The 16,169-nt window shown below is 31.7% G+C and carries 15 protein-coding genes; 1 reads left to right on the forward strand and 14 read right to left on the reverse strand.

All coding sequences use genetic code 11. The features are described from left to right. Positions 1 to 486: 486 nt before the first annotated feature. The 4 genes from RR409_RS19015 to RR409_RS19030 form a co-directional block, all read right to left on the reverse strand. Positions 487 to 768 (reverse strand): hypothetical protein, encoded by a 282-nt coding sequence (locus RR409_RS19015; RefSeq protein ID WP_332559356.1) that lies wholly within the window; start codon positions 766 to 768, stop codon positions 487 to 489. A gap of 51 nt (positions 769 to 819) precedes the next feature. Further along, positions 820 to 1,254 carry a hypothetical protein gene (locus RR409_RS19020; RefSeq protein ID WP_332559357.1) on the reverse strand — a complete coding sequence of 145 codons (435 nt, stop codon included), beginning with the start codon at positions 1,252 to 1,254 and terminating at the stop codon, positions 820 to 822. A 421-nt stretch (positions 1,255 to 1,675) separates the two neighbouring features. Continuing rightward, positions 1,676 to 2,122: a hypothetical protein gene (locus RR409_RS19025; RefSeq protein WP_332559358.1), complete on the reverse strand. Its 447-nt coding sequence runs from the start codon at positions 2,120 to 2,122 to the stop codon at positions 1,676 to 1,678. A gap of 185 nt (positions 2,123 to 2,307) precedes the next feature. Beyond that, entirely contained in the window at positions 2,308 to 3,036 is a 729-nt protein-coding gene (locus RR409_RS19030; RefSeq protein ID WP_332559359.1) for a hypothetical protein, read from the reverse strand. Between the two features lie 812 nt (positions 3,037 to 3,848). Here RR409_RS19030 and RR409_RS19035 point away from each other — a divergent pair. Then, positions 3,849 to 4,538 (forward strand): DUF6198 family protein, encoded by a 690-nt coding sequence (locus RR409_RS19035; RefSeq protein WP_332559360.1) that lies wholly within the window; start codon positions 3,849 to 3,851, stop codon positions 4,536 to 4,538. A 263-nt stretch (positions 4,539 to 4,801) separates the two neighbouring features. On the opposite strand, the gene pepF is transcribed toward RR409_RS19035, so the two are convergent. The 10 genes from pepF to RR409_RS19085 form a co-directional block, all read right to left on the reverse strand. Continuing rightward, the gene (gene pepF / locus RR409_RS19040; protein ID WP_332559361.1) at positions 4,802 to 6,619 is read right to left on the reverse strand and encodes an oligoendopeptidase F; all 1,818 of its coding nucleotides are present in this window, start codon (positions 6,617 to 6,619) and stop codon (positions 4,802 to 4,804) included. A gap of 315 nt (positions 6,620 to 6,934) precedes the next feature. Continuing rightward, the gene (locus tag RR409_RS19045; protein ID WP_332559362.1) at positions 6,935 to 9,529 is read right to left on the reverse strand and encodes an HD domain-containing phosphohydrolase; all 2,595 of its coding nucleotides are present in this window, start codon (positions 9,527 to 9,529) and stop codon (positions 6,935 to 6,937) included. Between the two features lie 478 nt (positions 9,530 to 10,007). Next, positions 10,008 to 10,727 (reverse strand): hypothetical protein, encoded by a 720-nt coding sequence (locus RR409_RS19050; RefSeq protein WP_332559363.1) that lies wholly within the window; start codon positions 10,725 to 10,727, stop codon positions 10,008 to 10,010. A 32-nt stretch (positions 10,728 to 10,759) separates the two neighbouring features. Beyond that, positions 10,760 to 11,659, reverse strand: a complete 900-nt coding sequence (locus RR409_RS19055) for an RsiV family protein (protein ID WP_332559364.1) — start codon at positions 11,657 to 11,659, stop codon at positions 10,760 to 10,762. A 1-nt stretch (position 11,660) separates the two neighbouring features. Next, positions 11,661 to 12,158: a sigma-70 family RNA polymerase sigma factor gene (locus tag RR409_RS19060; RefSeq protein ID WP_332559370.1), complete on the reverse strand. Its 498-nt coding sequence runs from the start codon at positions 12,156 to 12,158 to the stop codon at positions 11,661 to 11,663. A gap of 541 nt (positions 12,159 to 12,699) precedes the next feature. Next, positions 12,700 to 13,230, reverse strand: coding sequence for a hypothetical protein (locus tag RR409_RS19065; RefSeq protein ID WP_332559365.1), 531 nt, complete (start codon positions 13,228 to 13,230; stop codon positions 12,700 to 12,702). Positions 13,231 to 13,298: 68 nt separating this feature from the next. Further along, the gene (locus RR409_RS19070) at positions 13,299 to 13,931 is read right to left on the reverse strand and encodes a hypothetical protein (RefSeq protein ID WP_332559366.1); all 633 of its coding nucleotides are present in this window, start codon (positions 13,929 to 13,931) and stop codon (positions 13,299 to 13,301) included. 197 nt (positions 13,932 to 14,128) lie between these two features. Next, positions 14,129 to 14,572: a GNAT family N-acetyltransferase gene (locus RR409_RS19075; protein WP_332559367.1), complete on the reverse strand. Its 444-nt coding sequence runs from the start codon at positions 14,570 to 14,572 to the stop codon at positions 14,129 to 14,131. A gap of 190 nt (positions 14,573 to 14,762) precedes the next feature. Then, positions 14,763 to 14,945 (reverse strand): hypothetical protein, encoded by a 183-nt coding sequence (locus RR409_RS19080; protein WP_332559368.1) that lies wholly within the window; start codon positions 14,943 to 14,945, stop codon positions 14,763 to 14,765. A gap of 107 nt (positions 14,946 to 15,052) precedes the next feature. Further along, the gene (locus RR409_RS19085; protein ID WP_332559369.1) at positions 15,053 to 16,153 is read right to left on the reverse strand and encodes an alkaline phosphatase family protein; all 1,101 of its coding nucleotides are present in this window, start codon (positions 16,151 to 16,153) and stop codon (positions 15,053 to 15,055) included. Between the last annotated feature and the right edge of the window lie 16 nt (positions 16,154 to 16,169).

A 16,169-nucleotide genomic window follows, 5' to 3' on the forward strand; every position in this document is an offset into this window, starting at 1 on the left:
TTTAAAATCTTAATTTATATACGAATAACAAATGAATTAGTTCTCAATTTTTTACCATTGTTCATCCATCATAAATTTAGGATATATACACAGTATAAGAACATTGTGTCACAAAAAAACTATATTACCATTGTAGTTTAAATACTTCTATTGTTCATTATCTTAATTCTTATTATCTTTGGTAATTTTCTTATGATTAATATAAGCGTTAATAAACATGAGAATACATGTAATTCCATGTAGAATTGGCACTATAACAAGTTTATTCTCCGTTAATTGAACAACACGTAATTGCAAAAAAGTAGATATCAAAAAACAAAATCCACAAAATATATATATATATTTCTATTTAGTTTAAATTTCTTCATAAATATTCGTCCCCATTTATTTTGTTGTATAATATTTTACTCTATCGACACACCTTAAGAATATTATAAATTAAAGGTTATTGTTTAACATACACATTAACCTTTATATTTGGCTATGTTAGACAATATTGAAGATGACTAATATTAAAATGATTGAAGTAATTACCGGAATGAAGTATCCTATCAATGTATATATTAAATATGGGCGGCGTTTTTTTCTTTCCATCTCTGATATCATATATGGGAGACGCTTTTTTCTTTCCATCTCCGATATATCACAATTTGACTCGCGGAACTCTTTTTCCAATTTTTTAAATCCTATTTTTCCGATAACAACAAACCCCACACCTAAAAGAAAACCTATTATATTTATAATCATAATTCCAGTAAAATTTTGCATTACTTCTCCCCCCAGAAAATTGTTATGTCATTATGTCACGATTTAAGAAAATTATGTAATAAAGAGCTTTTGAAGTACTGCTATATATAAAATAGTCCAACCTGCAGCCACCCAAATTCCTGATTTTAAATTCTTCCAACCGCCTTGTTTGTATCTAATTACAAGGGGAAGCGGAATTGTAATTATTACAGCTACAATCATAAAAACTCCTTTAATATAGTTCCCATAGGTACTAAGTCCTGTAAATTTAGTTTCTATTAGTATGTAAATAATAGCCAGAATAGCTGCTAAAACAAGAAACAAATTGAATATCATGTGGTATGTTGGATATCCATTCTTTTTTGATCTTACCATATCAAATATAATGTAAATTAATATTAAAGTAATAATAATTCCCTTTACACTTATAGGTAGAAAAGTAAATACTAGCAAAATAATAAATACTGCTGCTTTGAAGATTTCATTACGTTTATTATCATTCAACATATACACCTCTTTATCAATAAAATTACATCTTAGCCTATATCATTTACTTCGTCACTATCTACTAGTTTGACTTTAAATATAACTTTATTTTACCATATAATTACTGTAATAATATACCTATGCATTCTAATATATATGTGAAATAAGAAAAAAGATAATTTCCAGTTAAGACTTTTACGAAGTGAAAACTTTGGCTGGAAATTGTCTACCGCTTAGTTGAGTTAAAATTCTAAAATAAATGAAATAAAAGCCACTGAGTAAATTGCCCTAGAGCTTCATGGCTCTTTGGATGATTTACTTAGTGGCTAAAAATTTGTTTTAGAAACACACTCAAACCTTCCTTTACTTATGATTTACAATGATAAGTTTAAGCGGAAGTTTAATCGCCTTCCGAAGCCGCTCACCAAAGTGAACTTGTTCATTACTTAATGCCCCTATCATAGAAAAAGCTTTTAGCATCTTCTATATCATTAACCGGTGCCACAATAAATGAACCATCCTCTTTAAAGTAACAATACAGCTCATTAAGATTTTTTGATAAATATATTTCAGCTATAATCCCATGCTCTGACTCCAAATTAGATGAAGTATCTATAATAACCCCTTCATATTTATTAATAATATCATCTTCATCCAATATAACCTTATAGGTTTTATCCTTAATTGTTATTTTTCCTGATATAAACTTTGAAAATATATGAAATTTTCTCACCCCTGAAAATTGTACACTTATCTTTTCCACTTCACTAAAACCTTTAGCTAATAACACTGCATTATAATCCTTATGTATGTTACTAAAACTATAGAATACACCAAATACCACCACAAGAATTCCAATGAAAGCACCTATCTTAAAGCTTTTTTTCAATAACTCACCCCATCATATTAATACTTAATTACTATATGTTTATGCTAATTAATTTGCTTATTAACCTTTTGCATTATATTTATAATTTTACATATTAGTGGTTTATAGATTTCATATACTCCCTATGATACTCAAGAAGCATTATTAAGATATTTTTTAATAAGTAGCTTATATTATGCTTGAGGTTATACTGGCAAAACAGTGATAATATAACTACCAACAATTAAGCTTATTAGATTTGCTATTAAAACATAATTCAAAATATAAACCTTTTTATATTCCTTAATGAAAATAGAAAACGCAATGATTTCAGCTATAAATACAAAAACTTCTCCCACAATTAAACCAAAAATCAAATAGCTTGGCATCAGTGAGCCTCCATTATTCAATAAAGCATTCAATGCACCCTGTGTAACAAGATTTATAACAAGAAATATAAGCCAACTTCTCTTTTGTCTAAACTTAAATAGCCAAAAAATAATACCTTCAATGAGAAGGGTGAGCGCTACTCTTATTGATATCAAGATCATAGAACGAAACTGATATTTTCCGGGTGTAAGCTCCCGATTTAACATGTCCAAGGTAAAAACATTGTTATAATGCTGCAAGGGTGTACTAATGGTACGTTCAAAACTCTCCCCCTTTGTGGTAACCTTAAAGGTATACACCCCATTGACCTGCATATCCCTCGAATAAAAAACATAATATCCTTCCCATGCAACCTTTCGAACTTTCGCTTCTGGTGGATTTCTATTGGATATTAATGTAATTGAAAGATCTTCTGGTGGATTGTTAATGAGTATAACTAATGATGGTGGTTCTGCTGAATTTGCCGAGGCTATTAAAGGCAAAATTGACATCATCAACGTACATAAAACCAACACCAATAGCAATTGTTCACTAACCTTTTTCATATTTAAGCCTCCCACTAATTTCACACTCATTTATTTGTGCAAGTCTTACAAACAACAAAAATCCCAAAATCCTACTCCAAACACTCAAAAGATAATTATTAGATTAATAAGATTTACGCTCTAACAATTGTCATAAGCTTCATGTATTTTTACTGAAAATTACTTCACTCTTATCATCCGTTAAATAACATTGTTTACTATGTAAAAACAACTATTGTAATGGAAATGCTGCCATGACCATTACTACAATGAAGAAAAATGGCATACAAGGTAAAATTACTTTTATTTCATCATATTTTCTATATTCTTAAAAGGTTTATTTTCCTTGTAGTTTGAAAACTGATAAATCATTAAATTCAAGATAATGTAAGGCATTAGTTTTTTACTCTCAATATTCCCTATAAAAAAGCAAATAGCTAGTATAATCGAAGATATTACACAGATAAACCTAATAATCTTATATTTACTTTTCAAAATCACACCACCTTTATGCATCACAACTAACCCCTAATATCGTAGAGTCCTTTAGGAATATTATACCAAATATTCTGTAAATATGAAACGTACCTTTTAAATAGCGAACATGCTCCATTTGGTAATGAGCTTTACATGGATATTTCAAGGACAAAATGGCCTTTGTGAACAAAAGAATATTTCACACCAAAGTTCCATTTATATCACATCACTGGCACCTATTAAGAATGATTTGTCATTTAATTACATTGAAATAATTTTTAATTATAACTATAATAGGTAATGTTGCTATTTAAATAGACAGCCTGTTCATTATTATTTTTAGGAGGCCACATCAAATGAAACATATAATACGATTTGCTATATATTTTGCAGGACTATTCGCCCTAGCTTTAGGAATAAATCTTGCTATAAAATCTAATTTAGGAGTATCCCCCATTTCCTCTCCCCCTTTGGCTATTAGTAACATTATTGGTGCTAGCCTTGGAACAGTGACTATTGGAGTTTATGTTCTTTACGTTTTAGTACAAGCTATAATTTTAGGTAAGAATTTTAAATTAAAGGATTTATTACAGATAGTTTTTGGCTTTGCCTTTGGTTATTTTGTTGATTTTTCAGCTACCTTATTGTCATGGGTACAACCAAGCAATTATTTTATGCAAGGATTTGTGTTTTGTGTAAGCGTAATTATAGTTTCAATGGGAGTTGTAATGTTTATCACCATGGACTTGGTTCCAAATGCACCGGATGGGCTTGTACTTGCAATATCCAATAAAACAGGAACTAAGTTTTCTAAGGTTAAGGTATTATTTGACTGCTCTTCTGTAGTGATTGCTGCATTATTATCTCTAGGTTTTTTAGGATACCTTTCCTCTATAGGTCCAGGAACTATAATTTCGGCACTTGTAACAGGAAAAGTTATAGGATTTTTCTCCAAGCCTTTGACCCCAATGCTTAAAAAAGTAGCCTTTTATGATACTGAAGATCTAACTACAGAGAAGAAATCAGAGGAAGAATTTGCAGCATAAATATAATATACCAATGCTATATTTAAGAAGGTTTTACTGAAACTAAATATCAGTACTGGTACTGCCTACATAATTAGAATGCGCTTAATGTTAATGCCATTCTGGAAGGATATTTCCTCACTCCACTTTAGGTAATAGTCTTATGCCAAAGTTTTAATCTTTTCGGATTGAAATCACTTCAAAAATCCATTATAAAAATGAACTTATTCATTATTTAAAAAAGGGACTGTCTTAATAAAATTTTAAGACAATCCCTTTTTCTTTTATTTCTTTTCGCTCTCTATTTCTTCTGTAAGTTTTATTATTTCATCAATGATATTTCCTATATGCTCTATGGTGTCTAATAATGGCTTGTCAGTAGTTATATCCACCCCTGCCATTTTAGCTAGCTCCACTGGAGTTTTTGTTCCTCCTGCTTTTAGCACCGCTCTCCAATCTTCTATAGCAGGCTGACCCTCTTTTAAAATTCTCTTACTTACTTCTGTTGCAATGGTTAGACCTGCACTGTAAGTGTAAGGATACAACCCCATATAATAGTGTGGTTGTCTCATCCAAGTAAGCTCTGCTCCCTCATTGATTTTCACAGTGTCTCCCCAGAACTTTTCAAGAACATCTCTTTTTATTTCATTTAACTTTGAAGCCTGGACACTTCCCCCTGCATCTATTATATTGTACACTTCCCTCTGATAGGCAGCTTCTAATAGGTGAGTTACAAAGTTATGATAATAAGTTCTGCTTATCATTGAAGATAAAACCCATCTCTTAAATCTTTTATCTTCACTAGTTTTCATTAGATAATTTGCCATTAACATCTCATTCATGGTAGAAGGTGCTTCTATGAAGTACAGAGATGGTCTAGTGTCTAAAATGTTTTGTTCCCTTTGAGCTAAACTAAAATGACCAGCATGACCAAGTTCATGAGCAAGTACAAACACCTCTCTCATTCTTTGAGACCAGGATATTAATATGAAAGGGTGGCTTCCATAAGGGCTGGAACAAAATGCTCCTGTGGACTTACCTTTATTTTGAACAAAGTCAATCCATCTTTCATCATATGCCCTAATAACAAACTCCAAATAATCTTCTCCCAGCACAGATAAAGCTTCCTTCACGTACTTTTTAGATTCTTCCACAGAAATCTCTGGTTCAAAATCTGGATCTATAGCCAGTTTCAAATCTGCAAAGGTGATTTCATCTAGGTTGTGAATCCTTTTAAGAAGTGTTGCATACTTTCTCATATGAGGTGCTAACTTCTCCATAATTAGATCTATTTGTCTATTGTATAAATCCCTACTTACCTCTTGAGGAAATAATAAACTATCTATCACTGAATGGAAACCTCTAAGGTTTGATAATGTTTTTTCCTTTTGAACTTGAACTTGATAAGCTGCCGCTATGGTGTGTTGATACTCCCTTAGTTTAGAGGAGAATGCTTCAAAGGCTGCTCTTCTAATCTCAGTATGATTTTCATACTCCCACTGATTTTCAAAAAGTACAAAGCTAAGTGGGTATTCCTCTTCCTCTACCTTAAAGGTGCCAAAATCCATATCTGCAAGTTTTGCTCTGTTGTATATGGAATAAGGTGAATCTAAGGTTTCTGATAAAGCTGCTAAGGCTTTTTCTACCTCTGGGTGAAGGGTGTGTGGTTTAGTTCTTTTTATACTTTTTAAGTAATTTCTATTTTCCTTAGACTGCTCTATGGCTTCTTCGATAACTTCTTCAGGTGCCTCAGTAATCTCGCTATCTATAAAGCTTAATTTGCTTTGCAGCTCCGTTAAGATATTCATAAATCTCATATATCGTTCTTGATTTTCATAGTTGGTTTGGTCCACAGATACAGCAAGACTTGCATAAGCTGCTGTAAGATTCATAACCTCAGTTACCCTTTTTAACTTATCCAAACATTGATTTATAGTCTCTGGTGAATTCAGCTTTTCCTTATATTTTTCCACTAATTCTAAAGTGAGGTCTTCTAATTCCTTTACTGCGAAATTAAATTCCTCTTCATCTTTAAACATAGCAGACAAATCCCAAGTAAGTGACACTTCAACATCTTTTCTTTCCATTAAACTTTTTCCCATTTAAATTTATCCCCCTCTTAAACTATTAATTGCAGTGTTTTAAGGTTGAGTTGTCTTTATAATCATTGAACTATTATAAAAATACCCTAGTAAACATAATAATACTTCCTTACAATATTACCATATTTTTGGAATAATTTACACCGCATTTTTTTACATTAAACGCGGTGTAAAACAAGATTTGGGAAAGGGTAACTGTGAAAATTTCTATAAGTAGCAGCTTTGCATAGGAAAACTCCTTTAAGTAAAAAAGTTGTTATGCCTATGCAGCTTCCTGCCTCTTTAGTAAATCTTTATTTATAATGGTTTAATCCTTTATACTTCCAGGTCTGAATTTTTTCCTATAACATTTTCAATAAAAACATTTACTAGATAAGGATCAAATTGAGTACCTGCATTTCTTTGGATTTCCTCTATTGCAACTTCTACTGGAAGTGCGTTTCTGTAAGACCTTTCACTGGTGATGGCATCAAAAGTATCAGCTATTGCCATGATTCTTCCTTGAAGAGGAATTTCAATTCCTTTTAGCCCTTTTGGATATCCAGTTCCATCCCATCTTTCATGGTGAGCAAGAATATAATCCGCCATATCAGACATTTCATTTACAGAACTCAAAATGCGGTAACTTATTTCTGGATGCCTTTCAATTTCCTTTCTCTCCTCTGGGGTAAGGTTTCCTGGCTTATTAAGTATATTCTCATCGATGGCTACCTTTCCTATATCATGAAGTAATCCTACTGATTTAAGCTCCTTAATCTCTCCTTCACTCATGCCTAGGGCTTTTCCCATACTGTAACATAATTCAGAAACCCTTTGAGAATGTTGCTCTTCTCTCTTATTCTTTTCGTGAAGTGTCTTTATAATGGCACTTATGGTTCTGCTTCTCATGCTTGGACTTTCAAAGAGTTTTCGCTTATATAAATAATCCTCCGCCTTTTTTAATACCTCATTTATATCTTCAGTATCTTTAGTTTTTGTCTCAAAGCCAAAGGCAATGGAGAGTTCTATGGAAGCTACTTTTTCTTTTAAACAAGCGGATTGAATCCTATAAAGTATTTGCTCTGCTTCAATTGCACTGGTTTTAGGCAAAATAATTACAAATTCATCTCCACCAATTCTACATACAACATCTTGAAGTCTACAAGAATTTTTTATAGTTTCTGCTGTTTTAATTAGAAGTTCATCCCCAATAGCATGTCCAAAAGAATCATTCACAAGCTTTAACCCATTTACATCTGCCATCATAATTGTAAGGGGATAGTTTTCACTGTTATCTCTTCTATTTAGTTCTTCTACAAAATACCTTCTGTTGTATAAACCAGTTAAATGATCATGATAGCTTAGATATCCAAGCTTCTCCTCCATTTCCTTTCTCTCACTAATATCCCTCCATAACACATGCAAAACCCTTCTGCCATTTAGTTGTATAGGGGTTAACATTATTTCAACAGGAAATAACTTGCCTTCTTTTGTAATATGCAGCCACTCGAACTTTAAATTCACATTTTCATAGGCGGTTTTAATGAAGTGAAGAGACTTTTCCCTTGAAGAAGTTCCGTCTAGCTGAGTTTCTGGTGAAAGCTCCCATGGACTCTTCCCAACAACCTGTTCTTTTGAAGAATATCCAAACATTTTTATAGTAGCGGTGTTACAATCTGTAAATTTATCATCTTCTAAAATTAGTATTGCATCTGATGAACCCTCAAACAGTGCTCTGAAAGTTTCTTCACTTTCCACCAATTGATTATAGTAACTTCTAAGTTCTTCTTCGGCAGCGGTGAGTTGTTGAAAAGATGCCTCAAGCTCCTCATTTTGTGCTTCTAGCTCTTGTTCATCTGCTTCTAATCTATAGAAAAACTCTTGAGCCTTATCTAAGGTATTATTTATTGACTGCCTCAAAACCATGAATGGGTCTTTTCCTACTATAGGAACTCTATACCTTATATCCTCTTCAATGTTAATTGCCTTAATATCTTTGTCAAAAGCAAGCACTGGATTAATAAAATATCTTCTTTGAAACACTAAAATTATTAGAAAAACCAATATAGAGGATATCACAGTTATAATAAATATTCTTAAGTACTGAAGACTAGTTTTCATATATTCATCTATAGCAATAAAACTGCCAATTTTCCAATCAGTGCCTTCTATGTGCTCATAAGCCAAATAACCCTTTGAATCGTTTAATGCAATTTTTGTAATTCCCTCATTGTTATTGAACATTACATCATAAACTTCCTGGGAAATATTTTTAATATTCTGAACCATTAAAGAAGAGCTGTACTCATAATTTGGGTGAGCTAGTATGTTACCTTTTTCATCAACTAAAAAAGAATAACCATCTTGTCCCACTTTTTTATCCTTAACAAGGAGTAGTATATCTTTTATAGAAACATCCCCAGCAGCCACTCCTAATAGTTTTCCTTCTGGGTTATACACTGGTTTTGCTATGGTTATAATAAGCTGATCCTTAGAGGCATCTATAAAAATCTCAGTAAAAACTAATTGATTTTCTTCTATGGCTTTTTTATACCAAGGCCTTTGTGTTAAATCATAGGTCTCTGGTGGAACCCAATCGTTTCCTGCAAAAAGTACCTTGTCAGGAGTACCAAAATAAATAGTTGAAAAGGTGGGATTATCTTTTGATAATATTTTAAAATAATTAATAATTTCCTCATGGCTCCAACCTTCAATAGCCACATAACCTGCTGCATCGGAGATAACCTGAGCTTGTGCTATGAGAGTATTGGTAATTTCTCCTCTTATAATATCTGTAGACATTGTAGCAATTTTTTTAGCTTCTTCCCTGTTTATTTTATTATAATAATTAAACTGAAGCACTAATCCTAACACTACCACCATAACAATAACAAAACCAAATACATTAAATCTCTTGTTAATACTATACATTTAGGTCACCTCTCCCTCAATAACTATTACAGGTATAAAATATTAGACAAATTATTACATCTATACCAATATTATAGCATTTTACCCTATATTTCGGCAATACTAATTTCCTATTAATTAATAATTATTATTAACTAATAGGATTCATAGGCAATATCCTTATTCTTGGTATTCTAAAGAAGGTCACACTAAAAAAACTTCTTGATTACAGGGTTTAATTACCGTAACCAAGAAGCTCTTCATTAATATTAGTTAGATGACTTCATTTAGATTTTCTTTGATGAATATTTAATTTATTTATTCACTATTTGCAATGCTTCATTGTACAATAAAAGTTTCTCTGAGTATTTCCTTTACTTCTGTATACTTGTGATATTTTACCCTTCATATACATAATTGAAGTAGTCTGGCTCCAGCTCCACCAAGAAATAAATTAATGTTGGTATCACTTCTTGATATGGAAACATAGCTTACCGCCCTAACTCGCCGGTATTTCACCAAAATCAGTATTTATAAAGCTCTCTATTTCTTTTATTGGAACACTTATTTCTACAAAATTTGTTGCACTATCATCTGCAGGCATATAGAAAAAAACTACATTTTCTCCTTCAAAGTATACATTTATACCTTCTAGCTCTTCTTCATTCTTTATCCCTACTTCTTTAGATTTTTCCTTTAATATTTCCATTACTGCAGTTTTGGATGTTTGATCTGACTTAATGAGATTATGAAACTCTATTTTATTCGATGTTTTTATATCCAAATTGACACTTTTTTGAATATTGATTTCTCTTCCATCAGAAATTTTACCACTACCTTTAAACAATACACTTAATATATCATTATTCATTTTTGTTATTTTATAGTCTATGCTTATATTTTGATACATTTCTTCTTTTCCATATATATCAACTATTTTTCTAAGGTTTTGATTCATATAATCCATTAATAGTTCACCTGGATACTCCGAAATTTGGGGATAAAATATTTTTGTATTACTCTCCTTATTTTCTGATACTTTTCTAATGATTTTGTAACCCACTGCTTCATGATCTATGCCTATATTCTTCTCTTTTTCTTGTGCTTGCACTTCACTGATTTTTAGTTTATCTACCCTTTGCTCTACCACTGTTCCACTGGCTGTGAACAAGGATACCATCACTGAAATTGCAGTAAATAATGCCATATTTGATTTCATAACAACTCACCCTTTCTTCCCTCTTATTCAGTTTATTTTATATACTCGTTGCTAACTAAAGAATCTAATAGAATCTCCGTTGGTATTACAAATTCAACATTCCCCATATATCCAGGAGCAACCTCAAATTTTTCAAAACATATAATGAGTTTATTTTCCTTGTCTATATAGAAGCTTTGATCCTTTGAGATTTTTTCAAACAGTTCCATAGTTCCGTTCTGATCTATTCCTTCAACCCAATAAAACTTATTTTTGTCCGCTTTATTCTGCTCTACCATTTGCTTTTTTATATTTTCGCTGATAATATCAACATACCTATGGTCCTTAAATAAACTTGGTAAAGTAATTAGGATTTCGTTTTTCTTATCTATTGTAACAAATCCGTTTTTTGATAAAGAGTTTACAGTACTGAAAGTAAAATTTTCTACAGATAATATCCTATCCGTATCTGTTTTCACCATAAATCCACTGTTTATTCCAATGTGCCCCCCCTGGTTTTTCTTCAAGTTCTCCATGTCATCCATAAACCCTTCATATAGCTTTTTATTTTCAGTAAGGTATTTTTCATTTAAGCTGTTTTCCAGAGCCTTATTGTTTAATCCTTGAATAGAAGGTACTTTTATATCCGCTTGGTATTTATCTTCGTTTACAGTATATTCTCTGAAAGTTAGCACTTTTACTATACCGCCAACAACTGGCGCCTTTGATAATGTTAATGCAAGTGCAGGGCTGCTATTAACCCCAACAATAATTATAGCAACAATAGCAGCAATGGAAGCCGCCGCTATCCTCATTCTTTTGAAATTACTTTTCTTATTCACTTCATTTACTCCACTATCTTTTAAAGCTTTTTTCACTACAAAATCTAATTCCTTAGGAATAGGCACATCCATATATTCATTTTTAAGCTGCTGCAAGTTTTTATCCTTCATATTAAACCTCCTCATAATCATTCAATTCTACACGTAGTATTTTAAGGGACTTATATAGTCGAGTTTTTACTGTATTGATGTTTTCATTAAGAATTTCTGCAACTTCCTCGATCTTTAGATTTTCAAAAAACCTTAATATTACTACAGTACGGTAGCGCTCAGGTAAATTTTCCAAGGCTCTTTGCAGATCAAAGTTTTCATACTCATCAATTGTTCCAGCATCTAAATTCTCCAGAATCTCATTTTCTACAACACTGACCTTTCCATGTTTTCGAAGAAAGTCCAGTGAAGTATTCACCACAATCCTGTAAAACCAAGTTTTTATATGGTTTGGATTTTTCAATGAGTCCACAGATGAAATAGCTTTATATATAGATTCCTGAACAATATCCAAAGCATCATCAGCATTTTTCACATAGCTATACGCCAATCTATAATGGTTTTCCTTATATTTAATTGCATATTCTGCAATCTGTTCTTTAAAAGTACTTTTACTCACTGCTAGCAACACTTCCCTCTTTAGTTATATATACGTATTTTAACTATTTACAACATATAGACGCCTATGAAACCTAAAAAGTTTTAAGGTTTTTAAATACTTTACAACTACCTAATATGAATTCTATTAATGCTAAAAAGAAAAAGGCATTACTGCCTTTTCAATTAGTGTACACTATTTTACTATTTTTCATTTACCTTTGATGTTTCCTTATGTTAATTCTTTTCACCATATTATTACTGTAATAATATACCTTAAACACTTTCATTGTTACAGGTGCTTATATTATTAATACATACCATATTTTGGATGCAGTGATAAAATATATAAAAATGTAGGTAGATTTATGGGAATAAGAAGCTTAAACTAGTAATATGCTCTAGTTTGATATTGGTGTTATTATTTTTAGGGTTATACACCTTTGGAGATATAAAATACTCCGTAAAAGAAGGCCTCTCCTATAGTGAAAAGAAAAGGGATGCAGAGTATTTGATGAAGGCTCTCTAGGATACTTACCTTTTATAAACTGTGATAAAACCCTTTATTGTAAATGCTGAGACAAATGGAATTTTGTTAAGAGTAGCATATCTTTTTCAACTTTGAAAATATATGTTTGATTATTTAAAACATTAATTACGCTGTCATCTTGTACTTCCTTTGTCTCAATTTCTATAAATACTTTTATTAGATTTTCATCCTTGTTATGTTCCACCCCAGTGATGTTATAATTCGTGATATCTGCTTTTTTAATCTTCAGCTCACTGTCCCCTGGAATAGACTTTGAAAAAACTTTGTAATCTGGGTCACTTTTCAACTCCTCTGATTCGATACTTCTAACAAAAGTTAAGTCTCTTTTACCATCTTTAATCTCATTTAGTGACTTGATTGTTGACTTTAATATTGAATCAAAACTTGGGATATCCTTTGTGAATTCATAATTCTCGAAATAAGTTTTCTTCCCATTCTCAATTACATTATACGTAGTATGTTGCTCTTTTAAATTTCCGCTTTTACAACCCACCATAAGAAAAACAAGAAACAGTATTCCTAATAAAGTGATATTTCTTTTCATTTTATAACCTCATTCACAAATTAGATTAAATAACAGTGCAAAATCATTATGATATTACTAACTGAATATTATTTCGCTGCTCCCCAATACCAATGTTCTTTTTTCTTCTCAATTTGGAGAAACCCTGTATTAAAATTTCCTTCTTGTAGCTTTGTATCGTCTGATATATATACAAATCCAGAGAAGCTATCTAACACTCCCCTAAAGGTAAAAAATAAAACTCTTAGGTTATCTCCTTCTCTTTCCACAACAACTTCTCCGCCACCTTTTGAAAGATGAGCATACTCCTTAGGTAATGCAATTAGACTTTGGTTATGGGACACATTAGGCATTAACTCACCTGTTTGAATCATGGATACAACTTTCTCTCGCTGTTCAAGATTCTTGCTGAAGTCTAGTGCAAGGTTGATTTTCGTAAAGGGAACAAACCATACAATTAATATTGTTATTATGCATATTGTTAAAGGAACAATTGCCCTAAGTTTTTCTTTTCTCCCATTTCGTATAAAGTAAACTACACTGGAAATCATACTTCCCAAAAACAACAATATTATGGGCCCCTCCAAGAAAGGCAGTAAAAACACTGAAAACACTTCTATTAAGTGCCACCTGAAAATATTAATAAGAATCAATAAAACACTGGCTGCAATAGAAAAATATGCTGCTGTTGGAATATGCTTTTCCTCTCTACTTTCTTCCATGATCCCACCCCTATTCTTTTCGGATTATGCCTAACGTTTATTTTGATGTTTTCCTCACCTTGTAAATTTCAAACAACTTTTCCTCGTAGTTTATAACTATTTCATTTTTCTCTGATTTATGATAAATAACAACTTATGAAGATTCCATATTAAAAATATCTTTTATACTAAAGTGGATTTATCTTCTAATAATGTTACTAACATAATGATTTTCTATAGTTTAATGGAGTATCAACTTCTTCGTAACCCAAGGATTTGTGAGCAATAGGACTAATAGGATATCTCTCAGTAGTATCTGAAGCCATTTCCTTACACTCATTATCAATAGCCCAAGCTTCGCCTTTTGCAACTAAAAGTTTCCCAATGCCTCTTTGTCTATATTCTGGTTTTACATACCATCCTTCTATGAAGCCTACATTCTTAGTTTTGCACCCCAGTGCAGTTTCATGAATTGATAATTCTATAAATCCTACCAAACTACCATTATCTTCCGCAACATAAAACATATAATCTAATTTAAACCTCTTATATACATCTTTCATCTCTGTTTTTAGATATTCCAAAGTGTGGTAAGGCCATAGAGCATGTCTTAATTTTGCCCATTCATTAAAGTCTTTAATGACTAATTCTCTTATTATCATTTCTTCACCTTCTTTTAACTTCATAACATTTATAAGTTGTTTAACCATTACTGATTTACAAGAAACATCCTCATATAAAAACTCCACTTATCTATTTAATAAAAAACCTATTATTTTGTAGAAATATTATTAATTGCTCTTCTATTTTTTCAAAATACCAGCGTCCTTAAATGCTTTATAAATTCTCTTATCACTTATTCTTTATATAATCCAAAATACCTCCAATGGCGCTACCTATAGCAACTCCCAAAGATATTCCAATTCCCATATCATTAAATATTGTAGCTCCTACAACCGACCCTATTCCAACACCACAACCAATAAAAATTGGTAGATAAACAATTTTTTCTTCCTCATTATCCTTCTTATTCATTGCAATATAATCCTTTCAATGATAATTTATTCTCATTTGGTATTATACAGTTCCCTATGATTTATGATAAATGAACAATTTAAGAAAGTTCTGAACTAATATGATTCTCAACTCTCAAACACAATAAATGGTACCATCATCTCCTGCTTAGTGATTCCTGCATGATTTGATAGAAACTGTTTGGATTTAGGGCTGTAGACAATGCCTTGATCCTCAATAGCAACTGCTAGAAAATCACCAATGAACTCCTCAAATTTCCTATTGGCTTTACCCTCTCCAAATAATTTTCCTTCTAAGATTTCCGCTTTGGAAAGCAATAAAAAATCTTGGCCAAAGGCTTTGTAAAATTCTTCTTTAAACGCCCCTCTATACTCATCTTTTACATAGAAACAGGTGGCTCGACTTTCAATAGAAATTGGTCTTACTAGCATCTTTAAAAGCTCAGGATAATCGCTAACAAACCTATAGTTCAAATTAATATGCCCATGGTCTGCGGTGACAATAACAATAGTATCATTTACCGCCTGGCACATTCTTTCTACTCTTTCATTAAGTTCTTTCACCCATAAAGTTGCTACACTACTATAACAGCCATATTCATGCATAGCAGCGTCAGGTTGTGGAGTGTATGCATAAATATATTTTTTTCCATCAGCATTACATAGTCTTTCTATTTCTTCAAACATTTCAATATGTGATGAAACTTTATTGGTGCCAAAGGGTGACACACTGTAAGCTGTAGCATTTCCAGCCTCATTGATAATATCATATATGTTTTTATAAGGAATTATTTTTTTAGCTACATGATAATCAGCAGCTTTTTCATCACTATCTTGCACCGTGTTAATAAAGGTATTTACAATCTTGTCTATTTCGCTAAAATATAAACTCCAACCAAGCCACCCATGTTCCTTAGGTGTCAATCCGCTCTCAATAGAAGTTGTTGCCGCAGTTGTAGTGGGTGGAAACACTGTAGATATTTCTGACACAAAATGCCTTCTCAAAAAACTTCCCTTATCAAGATGGTGTTCTAAGGCATCTACTCCTAACCCATCTAATAATATCACCACAACATTTTTATAATTCTTCTTTAAATAGTTATCAAGCATTTCTAAAGTTTTATGGTGGTTTTCTGCTCCGTAATGTTTCAATACTGAGCAAGATAAATTCACAATAGAATTATTATAGTCTGGATATTTTATGTCCATAAAGTGCCTCCAATCT

Origin of the sequence: Clostridium sp. (genome assembly GCF_036642255.1) — a bacterium.
In the GTDB taxonomy this organism is placed as follows: Bacteria; Bacillota; Clostridia; order Clostridiales; family Clostridiaceae; genus Clostridium_J.

Coding starts and splice junctions, on each gene's coding strand:
- pepF (WP_332559361.1), bottom strand. CDS start 6,619: ATGGGAAAAAGTTTAATGGAAAGAAAAGATGTTGAAGTGTCACTTACT.
- RR409_RS19085 (WP_332559369.1), bottom strand. CDS start 16,153: ATGGACATAAAATATCCAGACTATAATAATTCTATTGTGAATTTATCT.
- RR409_RS19050 (WP_332559363.1), bottom strand. CDS start 10,727: ATGAAATCAAATATGGCATTATTTACTGCAATTTCAGTGATGGTATCC.
- RR409_RS19070 (WP_332559366.1), bottom strand. CDS start 13,931: ATGGAAGAAAGTAGAGAGGAAAAGCATATTCCAACAGCAGCATATTTT.
- RR409_RS19020 (WP_332559357.1), bottom strand. CDS start 1,254: ATGTTGAATGATAATAAACGTAATGAAATCTTCAAAGCAGCAGTATTT.
- RR409_RS19075 (WP_332559367.1), bottom strand. CDS start 14,572: ATGATAATAAGAGAATTAGTCATTAAAGACTTTAATGAATGGGCAAAA.
- RR409_RS19030 (WP_332559359.1), bottom strand. CDS start 3,036: ATGAAAAAGGTTAGTGAACAATTGCTATTGGTGTTGGTTTTATGTACG.
- RR409_RS19065 (WP_332559365.1), bottom strand. CDS start 13,230: ATGAAAAGAAATATCACTTTATTAGGAATACTGTTTCTTGTTTTTCTT.
- RR409_RS19035 (WP_332559360.1), top strand. CDS start 3,849: ATGAAACATATAATACGATTTGCTATATATTTTGCAGGACTATTCGCC.
- RR409_RS19055 (WP_332559364.1), bottom strand. CDS start 11,659: ATGAAGGATAAAAACTTGCAGCAGCTTAAAAATGAATATATGGATGTG.
- RR409_RS19045 (WP_332559362.1), bottom strand. CDS start 9,529: ATGTATAGTATTAACAAGAGATTTAATGTATTTGGTTTTGTTATTGTT.
- RR409_RS19015 (WP_332559356.1), bottom strand. CDS start 768: ATGCAAAATTTTACTGGAATTATGATTATAAATATAATAGGTTTTCTT.
- RR409_RS19080 (WP_332559368.1), bottom strand. CDS start 14,945: ATGAATAAGAAGGATAATGAGGAAGAAAAAATTGTTTATCTACCAATT.